At 39.2% G+C, this 17457-nt stretch carries 16 protein-coding genes and 1 other annotated feature; of the genes, 13 read left to right on the top strand and 3 right to left on the bottom strand.

The window, feature by feature from the left end; genetic code table 11:
- The first annotated feature begins 17 nt into the window (after positions 1-17).
- Complete coding sequence (locus ACQKNX_RS18310) at positions 18-1445, top strand: aldehyde dehydrogenase family protein (protein ID WP_427430080.1); 1428 nt, start codon at positions 18-20, stop codon at positions 1443-1445.
- A 69-nt stretch (positions 1446-1514) separates the two neighbouring features.
- Positions 1515-1994, top strand: coding sequence for an acyl-CoA thioesterase (locus ACQKNX_RS18305; protein ID WP_340821712.1), 480 nt, complete (start codon positions 1515-1517; stop codon positions 1992-1994).
- 52 nt (positions 1995-2046) lie between these two features.
- On the opposite strand, the gene ACQKNX_RS18300 is transcribed toward ACQKNX_RS18305, so the two are convergent.
- Positions 2047-3357, bottom strand: a complete 1311-nt coding sequence (locus ACQKNX_RS18300) for a protoglobin domain-containing protein (RefSeq protein ID WP_427430079.1) — start codon at positions 3355-3357, stop codon at positions 2047-2049.
- 334 nt (positions 3358-3691) lie between these two features.
- Between ACQKNX_RS18300 and ACQKNX_RS18295 the strand changes: the two genes are divergently transcribed.
- Positions 3692-3901, top strand: a complete 210-nt coding sequence (locus ACQKNX_RS18295) for a hypothetical protein (RefSeq protein WP_403057389.1) — start codon at positions 3692-3694, stop codon at positions 3899-3901.
- A gap of 182 nt (positions 3902-4083) precedes the next feature.
- Here ACQKNX_RS18295 and corA read toward each other — a convergent pair whose 3' ends face one another.
- Together corA and ACQKNX_RS18285 are read right to left on the bottom strand one after the other, a co-directional pair.
- A complete protein-coding gene (corA, locus tag ACQKNX_RS18290) occupies positions 4084-5046 on the bottom strand; it encodes a magnesium/cobalt transporter CorA (RefSeq protein WP_427430078.1) in 963 nt (320 codons plus the stop codon).
- 142 nt (positions 5047-5188) lie between these two features.
- A complete protein-coding gene (locus ACQKNX_RS18285) occupies positions 5189-5866 on the bottom strand; it encodes a class I SAM-dependent methyltransferase (RefSeq protein ID WP_427430077.1) in 678 nt (225 codons plus the stop codon).
- A 115-nt stretch (positions 5867-5981) separates the two neighbouring features.
- Between ACQKNX_RS18285 and ACQKNX_RS18280 the strand changes: the two genes are divergently transcribed.
- From ACQKNX_RS18280 to gltX, 10 genes are all read left to right on the top strand, one after another.
- Complete coding sequence (locus ACQKNX_RS18280; protein WP_340821720.1) at positions 5982-6287, top strand: DUF4870 domain-containing protein; 306 nt, start codon at positions 5982-5984, stop codon at positions 6285-6287.
- A gap of 334 nt (positions 6288-6621) precedes the next feature.
- Positions 6622-7092 (top strand): CtsR family transcriptional regulator, encoded by a 471-nt coding sequence (locus ACQKNX_RS18275; RefSeq protein WP_340821721.1) that lies wholly within the window; start codon positions 6622-6624, stop codon positions 7090-7092.
- A gap of 13 nt (positions 7093-7105) precedes the next feature.
- On the top strand, positions 7106-7648 hold the full coding sequence (locus ACQKNX_RS18270; RefSeq protein WP_340821722.1) for a UvrB/UvrC motif-containing protein: 543 nt from the start codon (positions 7106-7108) through the stop codon (positions 7646-7648).
- Positions 7645-8754: a protein arginine kinase gene (locus tag ACQKNX_RS18265; RefSeq protein WP_340821724.1), complete on the top strand. Its 1110-nt coding sequence runs from the start codon at positions 7645-7647 to the stop codon at positions 8752-8754. The genes ACQKNX_RS18270 and ACQKNX_RS18265 overlap by 4 nt, the downstream gene beginning before the upstream one ends.
- Positions 8744-11188 carry an ATP-dependent Clp protease ATP-binding subunit gene (locus tag ACQKNX_RS18260; protein ID WP_427430076.1) on the top strand — a complete coding sequence of 815 codons (2445 nt, stop codon included), beginning with the start codon at positions 8744-8746 and terminating at the stop codon, positions 11186-11188. The genes ACQKNX_RS18265 and ACQKNX_RS18260 overlap by 11 nt, the downstream gene beginning before the upstream one ends.
- A 111-nt stretch (positions 11189-11299) precedes the next feature.
- Entirely contained in the window at positions 11300-12676 is a 1377-nt protein-coding gene (radA, locus tag ACQKNX_RS18255; protein ID WP_427430075.1) for a DNA repair protein RadA, read from the top strand.
- 391 nt (positions 12677-13067) lie between these two features.
- Positions 13068-14153 carry a PIN/TRAM domain-containing protein gene (locus tag ACQKNX_RS18250; protein WP_427430074.1) on the top strand — a complete coding sequence of 362 codons (1086 nt, stop codon included), beginning with the start codon at positions 13068-13070 and terminating at the stop codon, positions 14151-14153.
- Positions 14154-14165: 12 nt separating this feature from the next.
- Positions 14166-14858, top strand: coding sequence for a 2-C-methyl-D-erythritol 4-phosphate cytidylyltransferase (gene ispD, locus ACQKNX_RS18245; protein ID WP_427430073.1), 693 nt, complete (start codon positions 14166-14168; stop codon positions 14856-14858).
- Positions 14859-15106: 248 nt separating this feature from the next.
- Positions 15107-15583 carry a 2-C-methyl-D-erythritol 2,4-cyclodiphosphate synthase gene (ispF, locus tag ACQKNX_RS18240; protein ID WP_024364393.1) on the top strand — a complete coding sequence of 159 codons (477 nt, stop codon included), beginning with the start codon at positions 15107-15109 and terminating at the stop codon, positions 15581-15583.
- Positions 15584-15707: 124 nt separating this feature from the next.
- A complete protein-coding gene (gene gltX / locus ACQKNX_RS18235) occupies positions 15708-17168 on the top strand; it encodes a glutamate--tRNA ligase (protein ID WP_427430072.1) in 1461 nt (486 codons plus the stop codon).
- Between the two features lie 49 nt (positions 17169-17217).
- Positions 17218-17435: a binding site (T-box leader), on the top strand.
- Positions 17436-17457 lie beyond the last annotated feature (22 nt).

Raw genomic sequence — 17457 nt, 5'->3', positions numbered from 1 at the left:
TGGAGGTGTATTTGAGGATGAACGAAACAAAGCTTTGGATAAATGGGCAATGGCAAGATGCGAAGGAAACATATGAATTAAAATCACCTTATAACGGTGAAGTAATTGCAAAAGTTGCAAAGGCATCTGTTTCTGATGTTGAACAAGCCATTGAAGGTGCCCAAGATGCCTTTCTTTCATTTAAAAAAACAACCGCCTACGAACGTGCCGAAATATTATATAAAGTAGTCGACATTATGCGACGTCGAAAAGACGAATTGGCGGAAATTTTAGCGCAAGAGGCAGGCAAGCCTATATCAGCAGGCTTACCTGAAATTGAACGCACAATAGCAACCTATCAGTTTGCAGCCGAAGGAGCTAAGCAAGTGAAAGGTGAAACGGTACCGATGGATGCCGCACCAGGAGCTGGTGATCGCATTGGCTGGACAAAGCGTGAGCCATTAGGCGTTATTTCGGCAATTACTCCGTTTAATTTTCCGTTTAATTTAGTCGCACATAAATTGGGACCTGCCTTTGCGGTAGGAAATACAGTCGTGTTAAAGCCGGCAACACAAACACCACTTAGTGCAATTGTGATGGCGGAAATATTTAAGGAAGCTGGACTACCAGATGGTGCATTACAAATCGTTACAGGTAGTGGTGGCGAACTAAGTGATACACTCGTAACGCATCCATTCGTGAAAAAGGTGACCTTTACCGGAAGTGGTAAGGTTGGTTTAGGTATTAAGGAAAAAGTAGGTTTGCGAAAAGTAACATTAGAGCTAGGCTCGAATGCAGCAGTTATTATTGAGCCATCGACACCTATTGATAAAATTATTGCGCGTTGTGTTAGCGGGGCTTTTAGCTTTGCTGGACAAGTATGTATTTCTTTACAACGTATTTATGTACATTCCTCGATTATAGATGCCTTTACAAAGGAATTTGTAGCGCAAACAGAAAAACTTGTTGTTGGTGATCCGCTAGACAAAAATACAGATGTCAGTGCAATGATCAACCCAAATGAGGTTAGCCGAATTCGTGAATGGATTGAAGAGGCAAAAACTCAAGGTGCTGTTGTTGCTACGGGTGGAACGTTTACAGAACGTACATTAACGCCAACAGTTATGACAAATGTAACGGCTGATATGAAGGTTGTTTGTCAGGAAACATTCGCACCAATCGTCTCAATTGTTTCATATGAAACATTAGACGACGCAATTCGACTAGTGAATGAGTCGGAACTTGGCTTAAATGCAGGAATTTTTACGAATGTATTACCAGATGCCTTGTATGCTGCTGATGAATTGCAAGTAGGTGCTGTTATTATAAATGATATTCCAACATTCCGAGTTGATAACATGCCTTATGGCGGCATAAAAATGAGTGGCTATGGTCGAGAAGGTATTAAATGGGCGATTGAAGAAATGACCGATATGAAGTTTATTACGATGAAAAAATCCTTCTAAATTTGCATCAATTCTTTTTCTACGATACGATGACGAAAGAATAATACATGAAGGGAAGTTACAAGAACTATGACAACCAATGCTGTACCAATGAGCCAATCGCGTACACTTCAGACGCGTCTTGTGTTACCACCGGATACTAATAATCATAATTCCATCTTTGGTGGAAGAGTGTTAGCTTATATTGATGAAATTGCTGCAATTACAGCGATGAAGCATGCAAAAGGGCATGTTGTAACAGCCTCCATTGATTCTGTTGATTTTTTATCAGCAGCACATGTAGGTGATATTCTTGAAATTGAAAGTATTGTTTCATCCACAGGGCATTCATCTATGGAAGTCTATGTCCGCGTTATTTCTCGTAATATTGAAACAGGCGAAGAAAAGTTAACAACCGAATCATTTGTAACGATGGTTGCAGTGGATGATAGTGGGAAACCAAAGGCCATTCCTGCAATTTTCCCCGAAACGGATGCGGAAAAACGACTGTTTGAAACAGGCCCTGCTCGACGAGAGCATCGCAAGCAAAAACGTGCGTTGGCACATTAAATAACTAAAAGGAAATTGACACGATGCAGTCAATTTCCTTTTTTTATTTGTGTTAAATATTTAATTCATTTACAACATTAATTAATGAGTCTGACGAAGAGGAAACGAGTGTAGCTCCCTGTGATAGCTCTGTAATTAAAGTAGAAATTGCTGAAATATCCCTTGCTGTGTTTACATATTGCTGTTGAATGCCTGATACAGCATCCGCAATATCATTGAATGATTCAGATAAACTTGTTTGTGTATCAACGCTATGTTGGATTTTCTGGTCAACATTGACGACAGAACTTGCCATTGTTGAAATATTGCTTTCTGTTTCTTTAATAAGGTGTGACACATTTTGTACCGCATTTTTTGTTTCTTCTGCAAGCTTGCGGACTTCCTCTGCTACGACAGCAAAGCCTTTCCCGTGTTCCCCAGCACGTGCAGCTTCAATTGAAGCATTGAGTGCTAATAAATTGGTTTGGTCAGCGATGCCTGTGACAAGCCCGACAATTTCAGAAATTTTTTGTGAAGATGTACGCAACTGATTCATCGTCACTTCAAGGCCATTAACACTTTGCAAAATAACGTGTATTAATTCATTTTGCTCTTGTAATTGCTGCTGCCCCCGTTTAGATTTGTCCTGCGTATCTGCAACGAAGTTTAAACCTTGTTTAGTTGCTACTGCAATATCATCCGTTTGCGAAGATATAACTAAAAGGGAAGCGGCTGTTTCCTCACTTATCGCATTTAACTCCTCAGCGGTACTTTGAATTGTAGTTACAAGTGCATGCTTTGTTTGATCTGCCACACTACGAATACGTTCTTCTTCCTTTTCGTATGCTTCGATAACGAGCTGCTGTTCGAAGTTAATGATTTTGCAGAAAGCATTGATGGCACGTATAGCATCATGCTTTGAAATATCTAAATCATTCGCAAAGCTTGTAAAAGTCGAAGTTAATGATTGGAATGAAGCGATATACCATTTTGATTGGAGTCCAATTCGAACATGTGTCTCAGCGATTGCTTTTCTTTCTTTAATGTACTCGTCATTAATGTGACTCTCGAAAATATCGCTTAAATGCTTATGTAAAGTCACTTTTAAACGTTCTATTTGTGATGTTCTGTTTATAATATCTAATAAGTTTTGGCTTAAGCTAATCGCTGCATAAAATTGATCGACCATTTCAGGAATGACATTTTTAACTAAAGGTTGTAATTGTTTAATAATAGCTAAATCTTCAGTTGTTAAGTCTAATAATTGTAATTGTTTTTGGAGTTTAGGATAGTTTGAAACATCTAATTGTACGTGTTGCTTAAACTCCTCAGGTCTTAATGTAATTGAATAACCATAATTGTTCTTCTTTGTAAACCAACTCATTGTGTCTGCTCCATTCTTTATAAATCCATATTAATGATAATAATTGAAGACTCATTGTATATATATTGTTAGGTTTGTAAATTTGGTGAATATATGGTATTAAATCTATTCTACTATTTTTTGTAGTATATTTGGTTAAAAATTTCCGATATTTCTATATTTTTTTATTATTTTTTTATTTGTAAGGCTGACGTTTGTCGGATTACATGCTACATACTAATTTTTTGTAGAAATAGCGCAATTTGAATTTCATTTAGGAAACCTGTAAAATACGAACTGTTTGGATTTACAAAAAAATGCATGTGAGAGAAAAATAGTATTGAGGAGGTATTACATGGAGAAGAAACGTTTTAAGTTTGTAATTCCTGTGATGGTAATTGTAGCAATTGGATCTGTTTATATGTTAACCAAATATTATGCAGATGTACCCGACCTAAACCAACTATTGATAACAATTTGTGCAACACTAGTTTCGGGCGTGCTAGCATACTTTTTATTCCCGCAACAAGGTGAAAATAAAGTGGATGATCGAGGTCCATATTAAATAATTTTGGAGACATCTATGTCACTAAATTTTTTATAAGTCAAAAATCCGCGATTGCCTTCTGTGGGCAAAGCATGAGTAGGGCCTTTTGCCAATGCATCTTGCTAATACTCGTGCCCTATTTCTCCTCAGAAGTGTGCGCGGATTTTTTTGTAAGTGAGTTTTAGGACCGTTCAACACACTTATGGTTTAAATAGTTTGAACCAGCCTTTAGATTTAAAAAATGCTAGCATAGATAATGCAAGCAAGAGCATAATACCAAGCACGATAAAGTAGCTGTAGCGTCCATGGAGCTCGGGCATATTATCGAAGTTCATGCCGTAAACACCCGCAATAAACGTTAAGGGTATAAAAATGGTGGAGACAATCGTCAACATCATCATAATGCCGTTCATACGGCTAGAGCTCATGGCCATATAGCTATCGCGCATATCTGCTGTCAGCTCACGATTAGATTCGACCATTTCTGTAAGCTTTGCTAAATGATCGTGAATATCACCGAAGTAGGCTCTTTCCGATTTTTTAAGGGCAAAGCGATAGGAACTAAGTATTCGGTACAATAGGTCACGCATTGGTAAGATTGTACGCCGTAAATGGAGCAAATCACTACGGAATTCAAAAACAATTTGCATCGCATTCACATTACTTTGATAGGTCAGCTCATCTTCAAGTGCATTTAAATGATCCTCAATTTTATAAACAAGTGGGAAATAACTATCGACTATTTTATCGATTGTTTGATAGGTCAGAAAAACAGTGCCTCGTTCCCAATATTTCGGGTGCTCTTCTAAAAGCTTCTGTACCTTTTCAATTTCGGCCGCTTCATTTTTGTGGAATGTAACAATAAAATGATCGGAAACAAAAATATTTAATTCCTCAGCAATTAATGTTACTTCATTTAATTTATGAATAACGAAGAAATGATAATCATCATAAAAATCGAGTTTTGGTCGCTGTAAACGCATTAAGCAGTCTTCGATTGCAAGTGGGTGGAAATGAAAAAATGTATCGAGCAAAAGCTCCTCTTCTGCAGTTGGGCAATTAAAATCTACCCAATACCACTCATAATCGTTTTGCTTTATGTCTTCAAGTGGGAAGTCCTTTATTAATTGTTGATCTTTCGTCATAGCCATCGTGCGAATCATGGCATTCACCTCAAATCTGTTTATCTCGTATTAAGTAAGCACGAAGTCTCGCTCCTAAAGCAGAGAAGGAAGAGGAGACATTTCAACGGAAGATCGTTACCTTATGAACTTATAGTACACTACTATATTATACGGATAAAAGTTACTCTTTATAGCATATCCAACCGCCGAATAGTGTCGTTGCAAAAAACCTCGAAGGCTGTGAAAAACCTGCCTGTTGTAAGAGTGTCACTATCGCCTCCTCACGCATAAATGAAAGCGAGCGGATGGAGTGCTCCATACTAGCTAATTCTGAGGCTGAAAGTTTTGTATGCTGTTGCCAATACGCGCGCCATAGATCAAATTGCAGTTCTGTTTCAGTTGAGTTCAGTTGACCGTATTTCGAAACAAGGACGAATGGTGCACCTGATTTTAAGCGTTGTGCAATTCCTTTTAATGTAGCAAGTTTCTCCTCATATGACTCAATAAAATGGAGTACTAGTATACAGCTAGCCGCATCAAAGTTCGTAGCAGGCACCGATGCAGTTAGTATTGTACCTTGTAGTAAAGAAATATCATTTGATAATGATTGAAGACGGTTTTCTGCAATTTCCAACATCGCTTCAGATGGATCTATACCGACAAATGACCAATTGGGTCTTTGCTCAGCTAACTGTATAATTTCATTACCACTACCTGAGCCAACAACTAAAAAACTAGCTTTTTCTTGTAGTACGGATTGATAAAAAGCTTTCGTTAAACGCAGCATGGCATCGTAACTTGGTAATGTACGTCGGATGCCTTTTTCATATTCGTTAGCAAGCGTGCTATTAAATTCCATCTAGTATCACTTACCTTTCAAAAAAATTTAAGTAGCATTTGAAACTATTTAGCGTATAGTTCCGTAAATAGGAGTATTAATAATAATGACATACCATAAAGGAAGGTTGATATATATGGAAACAAAATGGTCTAAGGTAATCATACATGCCAGCGCGTTTTTTGCGCCATTTTTAGTGCCGATTTTATTTTTCCTAATTAGTTCAGATGAAGAAGTGAAAAGTGTTTCGGTGCAAGCTTTATTGTTCCAAATCGTGATGGGCATATTGATAGTAATTGCTAGTATCCTATCTTTTGTATTAATCGGTTTACCGTTCTTACTAATTTTCATCGCTATGGTTTACATCGTACCTATTATCGGAATCGTGAAGGCATTTTCAGAGGAACCTTGGCGTTACCCGATAGTTGGACGCTGGGTATAATTTTTAATGACGCAAGTATATGCTATGTGCATATGCTTGCGTTTTTTCTATAAGCAAAAAGGGTACATTATAGGCAAAACTAATTTTAATGATTAGGGACAAGCCTTTTTTAACCCCAACTCCTTTTTTTACAATACACAGATATAAATGTACATCATAATTAAGTTAATATGTCCCTACCGGCTGTTTTTTTGTAGACAATCTGTTAAACAATGCGCTTTACACAAATCTTTGTGCGAAATAATTGCAATTATTTTCAAGCGTTTTGTATAATATACTCAAAGATAGTCAAAGATAGTCAAAGTCAGTGAGGTAAGCGAGGTGTATTCCTAAAGTGCGTAATATTTCAGACATCATAGAAGGCTACTTAAAGCAAGTACTTGAATTAGGTGGAGAAGGGCATATTGAAATTAAACGTAGTGAAATTGCCGATAAATTTCAATGTGTGCCCTCACAAATAAATTATGTGATCAATACAAGATTTACAGCTGAGCGGGGTTACCTTGTTGAAAGTAAACGGGGCGGCGGTGGATACATTCGTATTTTACGTGTCCGTGCAAACTCACAAATTGATTTGATAGATGATGTGCTCTTGCAAATTGAAGGGGGAGCCTCCCAAACGGTTGCGGAGGGTGTAGTATATCGTTTGATTGATGAGCAGGTAATTTCGAAGCGAGAAGCGAAATTAATGTTAGCAGCGGTTGATCGTTCGACTTTAGATTTACAACTACCTTTACGGGATAGCATTCGTGCAAAAATTTTGCGAGCGATGTTAACAACCATTAAATATGAAAAGCAAAAATAAAGAGGTGATGGAAATGATTTGCGAACATTGCAAGCAGCGCAATGCGACAGTAACTGTGACACAAGTACAAAATGGGCAGAAGGTGGAACACCATTATTGCGATGTCTGTGCCTCACAGTTCCATCCGTTTCATGCAGAGTTTAAACAAGAGCCTGTATCGATTCAACAATTATTATCCAACTGGTTTGGCTCACCTACATGGCAAAAAGTCGGTGAAAAACAGCAAGCGCCACCTCAGCAACAAACATGTCCACAATGTGGATTTACGTATAAGCGATTTTTAAAAGAGGGTAAATTTGGTTGCCCTAGTTGTTATGACACGTTTAGCGAGCATTTGCCAAAGCTGTTTAATCGTATTCAAGCAGGACCTCAGCATATAGGTAAAATGCCTGGTGCTCAAAACAATGTTTTTGTCATTAAAAAGCAAATTGAAGATATTCGAAAACGCATGAAGGCTGCAGTGGACGAGGAGCAATTTGAGGAAGCGGCGAAGCTTCGTGACGAGGCAAAAAATCTTGAGCAACAGCTACAATTCGAAGGTGGTGATGTGTCATGATGATTGAATCGTTTTTAGAGCGTGCTACACCTGCCTGGATGGATATGGAGGATGATTATTCAGATATCGTCATTAGTACACGCATCCGCCTTGCGAGGAACTTAGATGGTTTTCGTTTCCCTTTAGTTTTCTCGGAAAACGAAGCATTACAGGTAGAGCAGGCTGTCACCCATGCAATACAGGACAGTTCCAAGCTTCAAGAAAGATATTCTTATTTTTCTATAAAAGATTTAACATCGTTACAACGACAAATTTTAGTTGAAAAGCATTTAATTAGTCCACAGCTTGCAAAAAAAGAGCAAGTCGGCGCTATGTTGCTGTCTGAGGATGAATCTATTTGCATTATGGTGAACGAAGAAGACCATTTACGCATTCAATGTATGACGGCGAGTTTTCAACTTCAGAAGGCCTACGAGCAAGCAAATAAGATTGATCGAGCCTTAGAAGGAGCCTTGCCATATGCGTTTCGTGATACTTTTGGATATTTAACAAGTTGTCCAACCAATATTGGTACTGGATTACGTGCTTCTGTTATGATGCACCTTCCCGCGCTTACATTGACAGGTCAGATGAATCAAATCATCAATGCAATGACTCGTTTAGGGATGACCGTTAGGGGTATATACGGTGAAGGTAGTGAAAATTTAGGGAATATTTATCAAGTATCAAATCAAATTACACTAGGAAAAACAGAAGAAGACATTTTAGCAGACATCCAAAGTGTTGCAGAAAAAATAATTCAAAAAGAACGACAAGCAAGAAGTAAGCTAATGGAAAAAGCGGAACTTGCTTTAGAAGATCGTGTATATAGAGCTTTAGGGACATTAACACATGCTCGAATTTTAACAAGTGAAGAAGCTGCTACTTGCATATCAAATGTACGTTTAGGAGTGGATTTGCAGTTGATTGATAATATTAAAGCAACATCTTTAAACGAATGCGTTGTCAGCATGCAGCCTGGTTTTTTACAGCACTATGCAGGAGAGGTTTTACCGCCTGCTGAGCGAGACAGAGCACGAGCAAAAATGTTGCGAGAGGCATTATTTCTAGAAACTAAGAGTAAGCCTATTATAGGGGGAAAAGGAGAGGATTCATATGATGTTTAATCGTTTTACACAACGCGCACAAAAAGTATTACAGCTTGCACAGGAAGAGGCAATTCGTTGGAAGCACGAATCAATAGGAACAGAGCATATTCTTTTAGGGCTTATTCGTGAAGGCGGTGGTATAGCTGCGAAAGCATTAGAAGCCATTGATATAAGCCCTCAAATGATTGAAGCAGGTATTGAAGAGCTAGTCGGTAAAGGAACAGAGGACGTTGGACCAATCGTGCACTACACGCCTCGTGCGAAAAAAGTAATTGAATTATCAGTCGATGAGTCGCGTAAATTAGGCCATTCCTATATTGGCACAGAACATTTACTATTAGCGCTTATTCGTGAAGGCGAAGGGGTAGCTGCTCGTGTATTAAACAATGCTGGTGTGGGCTTAAATAAAGCTCGTCAGCAAGTATTATTGTTATTAGGTAATAACGACAATGCACAATCTGGACAACAAGCGACACAGGCTGCAAATACGCCTACATTAGATAGCTTAGCGCGCGATTTAACACAAATTGCTCGTGAAGGTTCGTTAGACCCTGTTATTGGACGTAGTAAAGAAATTACACGTGTTATTGAAGTGCTATCACGTCGTACGAAAAATAACCCTGTGCTCATTGGTGAACCAGGGGTAGGTAAAACAGCGATTGCTGAAGGCTTAGCGCAACAAATTATTAACAATGAAGTGCCAGAAATTTTGCGCGATAAACGTGTAATGACGCTTGATATGGGGACAGTTGTTGCCGGTACTAAATACCGTGGTGAATTTGAGGATCGTTTGAAAAAGGTAATGGATGAAATTCGTCAAGCGGGCAATGTCATCTTATTCATTGATGAATTACACACGCTAATTGGTGCAGGTGGGGCAGAAGGTGCAATTGATGCTTCAAACATTTTAAAACCATCATTGGCACGTGGTGAATTACAATGTATTGGTGCTACAACATTAGATGAGTACCGCAAATACATTGAAAAAGACGCAGCTTTAGAGCGTCGTTTCCAACCGATTCAAGTCGATGAGCCAACTGTTGAAGAAGCTATTCAAATTATTCATGGCTTGCGTGATCGTTATGAGGCGCATCACCGTGTGAAAATTACAGATGAAGCGATTGAGGCAGCGGCAAAAATGGGTGATCGTTATATTTCAGACCGCTTCTTGCCTGATAAAGCGATCGACTTAATCGATGAAGCTGGTTCAAAAGTACGCTTGCGTTCATTCGCAGTGCCACCAAATTTAAAGGCACTGGAAGATAAACTTGAAAATGTTCGCTCTGAGAAAAATGCGGCTGTATCTGGTCAAGAATTTGAAAAGGCAGCGTCTTTAAGAGATACAGAGCAAAAGCTAAAAGACGAAATTGAAACAACGCGTAAAACATGGAAAGAAGAACAAGGTAAAGCCGAATCGAAAGTAACGGTAGACGATGTGGCAGCCGTAGTTTCTATGTGGACGGGGATCCCTGTAGCAAAAATTGCACATGAAGAATCATCTAAACTACTACAACTTGAGGAAGAATTGCACAAACGAGTTGTTGGGCAAGGTGAGGCTGTTGAGGCAATTTCTCGTGCGATTCGACGCGCAAGAGCAGGTTTAAAAGATCCTAAGCGTCCAATCGGTTCATTTATTTTCCTTGGTCCTACAGGGGTCGGAAAAACAGAACTTGCAAGAGCACTTGCAGAAGTAATGTTCGGTGATGAAGATGCGATGATTCGCGTTGACATGTCAGAATATATGGAGAAACATTCGACTTCACGTTTAGTTGGTTCACCTCCGGGATATGTAGGCTTTGATGACGGTGGTCAGCTTACAGAAAAAGTACGACGTAAACCATATTCTGTTGTGCTACTTGATGAAATTGAAAAAGCTCACCCAGATGTTTTCAATATTTTACTTCAAGTGCTTGAAGATGGCCGTTTAACAGATTCTAAAGGCCGTGTCGTTGATTTCCGTAATACAGTTGTCATTATGACTTCAAACGTCGGCGCGGACGCGTTAAAATATCAAAAAAATCTTGGCTTCAGCTTAGGAAGCTCCGAGTCGAAGCATAAAGATATGAAGGGTACAATGCTAGAGGAATTGAAAAAAGCATTCCGCCCAGAATTTTTAAACCGTATCGATGAAATGATTGTGTTCCACTCACTTGAAAAAGAACACTTAAAAGAAATCGTTTCTATGATGGCTAATTCCTTAACAAAACGTCTACAGGAGCAGGATATTTCGTTAGAGTTAACCGATGCTGCATTAAATAAAATTGCAGAGGAAGGCTATGATCCTCAATATGGTGCTCGTCCACTCCGTCGTGCATTGCAAAAACAAGTGGAAGACCGTCTATCGGAAGAACTGCTTAAAGGCAATGTAGAAAAAGGAAATCAAGTTGTAATCGATTATGTAAATGAAGAATTCGTCGTTAAGAAAAAAGAGGGCGTTTCAATTTCGAAATAAGCAGGTCGCTTATTGTTAACATGTTGATTTGAGAAGACAGCGAGGCCAATAGTGCTAAGCTGTCTTTTTTTATGTAAAATGAATATAAGAACAAATATTCGAGGTGGTACTATGGCGAAGAAAAAAACTAAATTTGTCTGTACAGGTTGTGGCTATGAATCTGCAAAGTGGATGGGCCGTTGTCCAGGATGTGGAGAATGGAATAAGATGGTTGAGGAAGTAGAGGTCGTTGCGAAAGGCCCTCGAGGAGCATTCCAACATTCGGCTACAGTAACACAAAAGGCTATACCTATAATACAAGTGGAAGCAGCTGAAGAATCTCGGGTAGCTACCGAAATGGGAGAGCTCAATCGTGTTTTAGGCGGTGGTATCGTGCCAGGATCTCTTGTATTAATCGGTGGTGACCCTGGGATTGGGAAATCAACGCTTTTATTACAGGTATCTGCGTTGTTATCAAATAACGGGCACCGTGTGCTGTATATTTCAGGAGAGGAATCTATTCGACAAACGAAACTGCGTGCAGAGCGTTTAGGAGTAATTTCTCAAGAGCTTTATATTTATTCGGAGACGAATTTAGAGTTGTTAAACCAAACGATTGATGATGTTCAGCCGAAGTTTGTTATCGTGGATTCCATACAAACAGTTTTCCATCCAGAGGTGACAAGTGCACCTGGTAGTGTGTCGCAAGTACGTGAATGTACAGCAGAGCTAATGCGAATTGCAAAAACGAAAGGCATTGCCATTTTCTTAGTAGGACATGTAACGAAAGAAGGGCAAATAGCTGGACCACGTATTTTAGAGCATATGGTGGACACAGTGTTGTATTTCGAAGGAGAGCGCCATCACAACCACCGTATTTTACGGAGTCAGAAAAACCGCTTTGGCTCTACAAATGAAATTGCTATCTTTGAAATGCTTCAGGGGGGCTTAAAGGAAGTGTTGAATCCGTCTGAGTTGTTTTTACAGGAGCGCTCACAAGGTGCGGCAGGTTCAACTGTTGTGGCATCAATGGAGGGGACAAGACCAATTTTAGTAGAAATTCAATCGCTTGTGACACCGACAAGCTTCAATTATCCAAAACGTATGGCAACAGGGGTAGACCAAAACCGAGTGCAATTGCTTATGGCAGTGCTGGAAAAGCGGATGGGCCTCATGCTACAAGCGCAAGATGCATATATTAAAGTTGCTGGCGGTGTGAAGCTAGATGAGCCTGCAATTGACCTAGCGGTGTTGACGAGTATTGTTTCTAGTTTTAAAGATCAGGCAGTGCGTGCTACAGATTGCTATATTGGAGAAGTGGGCTTAACAGGAGAGGTTCGTCGAGTATCACGCATTGAACAACGTGTTATTGAAGCCGCTAAACTAGGCTTTAAGCGAGCGTTTATCCCTGCCTCTAATATTGGCGGTTGGGATTTCCCACAAGGTATCGAAATTGTTGGTGTAGAGACAATAAAGGACGCATTGAATGCCTGCTTTAGAGAGCTATAAACTAATGGGTCAATTTTATAAATAATTCCTAAAAGAATACCAACATTGAAGCGTAGCGAATGGTTAGCGGCTCGCATGCTTCCACTCGGAAGGCGTTCCATTTGTAGCGTAATGTTGCAAAAGTTTATTTTGATGCAAATGTGAATTATGAAAATGTTTTAATAAATAAGGTGGATGCTGGGGGTTATCCTAGCATTCACTTTTCCTCCATTAATAGCGGTCATAAAAATTTCATGTGATTGGATAATAATTATTTCGAAAATAATGCATCTCTTCAGGCTTCCGTAACGTCCCATAAACATCAGTAAAAATAATAATGTTTTGATGGGCTCAAAAAAGATTTTCTACTGAAAAATATGTATAATCGATTATAAGAATTGGAGGTGACAGTATGAAAAAATTTATACAAATTGCTTTTTTACTGATTGGGGGAGCTTTAGGCCTTGTTTTCTTACCGCCATTATACGAACTGCTTCATTTATCATCTAATCCTTGGCTTGATAATCCTTATGTATCAGTTGCTTTAGGGGCGCTTTTACTATTTACATTATCGTTTGCATTTTCCGACTATTTCGTTCGGCTTATTAGCTGGATGGAAGAGGTGCTATTTAAAGTACCTGTTGGAGATTTATTATTTGGTACGCTTGGCCTTATTGTAGGACTTATCGTTGCATATTTCCTAGGCTTTGCGATTAATAGCGTTCAAATTCGCGGTATTACAGAAGTGATTCCTATCATTCTGTCGTTTGTGTTTGGATATTTGGGCTTCCGTGTAGGCTTTAAAAAGCGAGATGAGTTACTACAGCTATTTACATTACGTGGTAATAATGCGAAGAAAAAAGCAGCTGAAGGTATTGATGCTCCAGAAATTCGTGGTAGTTATAAATTACTAGATACGAGCGTTATTATAGACGGACGTATAGCGGATATATCTGAAACGGGCTTTATCGAAGGTGCCCTCGTGGTGCCGCAGTTTGTGCTAACGGAGCTGCAACATATCGCAGATTCCTCAGATACATTAAAACGTACAAGAGGTCGCCGTGGTTTGGATATATTAAAAAAACTGCAAGATGAACGTATGACAAAAGTAGAGATTACCGAAGAAGATTTTGAAGATGTGCAGGAAGTCGATTTAAAACTTGTACGTCTTGCAAAGAAAATGGGCAATGATACACAAATTGTTACGAATGATTTCAACTTGAACAAAGTATGTGATCTACACCAAGTGCAAGTGCTGAACATCAATGATCTGGCAAATGCAGTGAAGCCAGTAGTTATTCCTGGTGAGGATATGCAAGTTGTCGTTATTAAAGATGGGAAAGAGCATAACCAAGGTGTCGCTTATTTGGATGATGGCACGATGATCGTTGTAGAAGGTGGTCGAAGTTATATAGGACAGGCAATTACAGTAACTGTAACGAGCGTTCTACAAACATCAGCAGGTCGTATGATTTTTGCCAAGCCAAAGGATGATTAGGAAGTGGGAAATGTGCAGTATGAAGTAGTACTTCCGGCGGCAGGTAGCGGGAAGCGAATGGGAGCAGGACAAAATAAATTATTTTTAGAGCTTTTAGGGAAACCGATTTTAATACACACATTAGAAGTATTTGAGCAAGATAGAAACTGCACAGGAATTTGGCTTGCGGTGAAGCCGGAGGAGCGAGCATTTATTCAAGAAATGCTCGCGAATTATGGCATCTCTAAGGTCAAGGGCTTGCCCGATGGTGGTGCAGAGCGCCAACATTCGGTTCATTCCTGCATGAAGGAAATGGAGCAAGTTGATATTGTTTTAGTGCATGATGCAGCACGTCCATTTATTACGCACGCAATTATTGCAAACCTTGTGCAAAGTGCTCATGATTTTGGCGCTGCTATCGCTGGCGTTCGTGCAAAGGATACGATGAAAAAAGTACGTGATGGCATCATTGAAGAAACAGTAGATCGTGAAAGCCTGTGGATGATTCAAACACCGCAAGCTTTTCGCTTTGATTTGATTGTAGAGGCCGAAGATGTTGCTGAGAAAGTAGGCTTTCTAGGTACAGATGAGGCAATGCTAGTTGAACGTCTTGGTCATGCGGTGCATATTGTAGAGAGTACCTACGAAAATGTGAAGATGACAACTAAAGAAGATTTACTATTTGGTGAAGCAATTTTACGTCGCCGAGTGTCGGAGGCTTATTAAAAATAACGTTGAAATCTCATCAGCTATAAACGTAGCTGATGGGATTTTTTTATTCACCTTGAACAAACTATAAAAAACTTTAAGTATGTTGATTATCTGTATCTTAAGTAAGTTGTGTATGTAAAGAGTTTTGATGATGATGTGGAGAGCTCAATTTCCTAGGAAATATGGTAAACTGTCTATAAATAGAAAATCATAAAGGCAGGTGAATGCTGTTACAATTATCTTTGTTGTAACGGCAGTATTGTATGTTTCGAGTAGGACAAGGTTTTGACGTACATGCATTTGAAGAAGGGCGTCCACTAATTATTGGTGGTATTACAATTCCGCATGAAAAAGGCTTAGTAGGGCATTCGGACGCAGATGTATTATTACACACAGTAACAGACGCAGCACTTGGGGCAATAGGTGAAGGTGATATTGGTCGTCATTTTCCAGATACAGATCCTGAATGGAAGGATGCGGATTCAGCAAAGTTACTAGAGTATATTTGGAAAATCGTTGAAGACAAAGGCTATGTGCTTGGCAATGTAGATTGCACCATTATGGCACAACGTCCAAAAATGGCACCCTACATTGAGCAAATGAGAAATCGCATTGCAACGTTATTAAATGCAGACGCATCACAAGTAAATGTCAAAGCGACAACTACTGAAAGACTGGGCTTCACAGGTCGAGAAGAAGGCATCGCTTCAATGGCAACGATTCTATTGATAAAAAAATAAAAAATGGCGCGTGTCCAATTCCTAAGCACGCGCTACTTTTATTTCCTATACTACAGTGGTAAAATGAACAAAGTTAAAAAAGGTCGGAATTATTTTCAGACGAACATTTAGGAGGCATTTAATTATGACGAAAGAAGTTCGCGTTCGTTACGCGCCATCACCAACTGGATTTTTACATATTGGCGGTGCTCGTACAGCGTTATTCAACTATTTATATGCAAAACATCATAACGGTAAATTCATCGTGCGTATTGAAGATACGGATATTGAGCGTAATGTAGAAGGTGGAGAAGCGTCTCAGTTAGATAACTTAAAATGGTTAGGTATCGAATATGACGAGTCAATCGATATTGGTGGTCCTTATGCGCCTTATCGTCAAATGGAACGTTTAGATATTTATAAAGAGCATGCTGAAAAGTTATTACAAGAAGGTAAAGCTTATAAATGTTTCTGTTCATCAGAAAAATTAGAGGCATCTCGTGAAGAGCAAAAAGCTCGTGGCGTTGCAGCACCAACTTATGATGGTACTTGCCGTCATTTATCTGCTGAAGAAGTAGCTGCTAAAGAAGCGGCAGGCGAGCAATATACAATTCGTATGCGTGTACCTGAAAACGTAACATATGAATTTGATGATTTAGTGCGTGGACAAGTATCGTTTGAATCAAAAGATGTTGGTGACTGGGTACTTGTGAAAGCAAATGGTATTCCGACGTACAACTATGCGGTAGTGTTAGACGATCACTTTATGGAAATCTCACACGTTTTCCGTGGTGAAGAACATTTATCGAATACACCAAAACAAATGATGATTTTTGATGCGTTTGGCTGGGAGTATCCTCGCTTTGGCCATATGACATTAATCATTAACGAGAATCGCAAAAAATTATCAAAACGTGACGAGTCAATTATTCAATTCGTAACGCAATATAAAGACCTTGGTTATTTACCAGAAGCTATGTTTAATTTCTTCGCTTTACTAGGTTGGTCTCCTGAAGGTGAAGAAGAGATTTTCTCAAAAGAAGAATTTATTAAAATGTTTGATGAGAAACGTTTATCAAAATCGCCATCTATGTTTGATAAGCAAAAGCTTACTTGGATGAATAATCAGTACATCAAAAAATTATCTTTAGAAGAAGTAGTGGCTTTATCTTTACCACACTTACAAAAAGCTGGCTTATTACCAGATGAGCTAACAACAGAAGAGCGCGCTTGGGCAACTGATTTAATCTCGTTGTACCATGAACAAATGAGCTTTGGTGCTGAAATCGTTGAGCTAACTCGCCTATTCTTTAACGATCATATTGAATATGATGAGGAAGCAAAAGCAGTTTTAGCTGGAGAGCAGGTACCAGAGGTAATGGCTGCATTTAAAGTGCAACTTGAAAATTTACAAGAATTTACACCTGAAACTGTCAAAGCAGCTATTAAAGCTGTACAAAAAGAAACGGGTCATAAAGGTAAAAATTTATTTATGCCAATCCGTGTTGTGACGACAGGTGAAACGCACGGTCCGGAGCTTCCGAATGCTATTTGTTTAATCGGTAAAGAGAAAACAATTGACCGTGTAGAAAAATACGCAAAATAATAGAAATTTATTGACAAACTGTTTCTTCGATGTAAAATGAATGTACATTGAGAAAGCGTTGATAAGGAGAAGTACGTGGCGCAAGCTCTAAAGAGAGGACCATCACCGGCTGAAAGTGGTCTGAGCCAAGGCAAAACCGAAATGCACCTTTGAGCATAAAGCTGAACAATAGTAGGCTTTATCGGGTCGTTCCCGTTATAGGACGTCCAAAGTGGAAGGCATACGCCTTCAATCAGAGTGGAACCGCGCAAATTCAGCGTCTCTGTCATTTCTTTTTAGGAATGATAGG

It is taken from the genome of Lysinibacillus sp. NPDC093712 (assembly GCF_050280025.1).
Classification (GTDB): Bacteria; Bacillota; Bacilli; order Bacillales_A; family Planococcaceae; genus Lysinibacillus.
The sequence above is the reverse complement of the archived record's forward strand: the minus strand, read 5'-3'. Positions and strand labels throughout refer to the sequence as shown.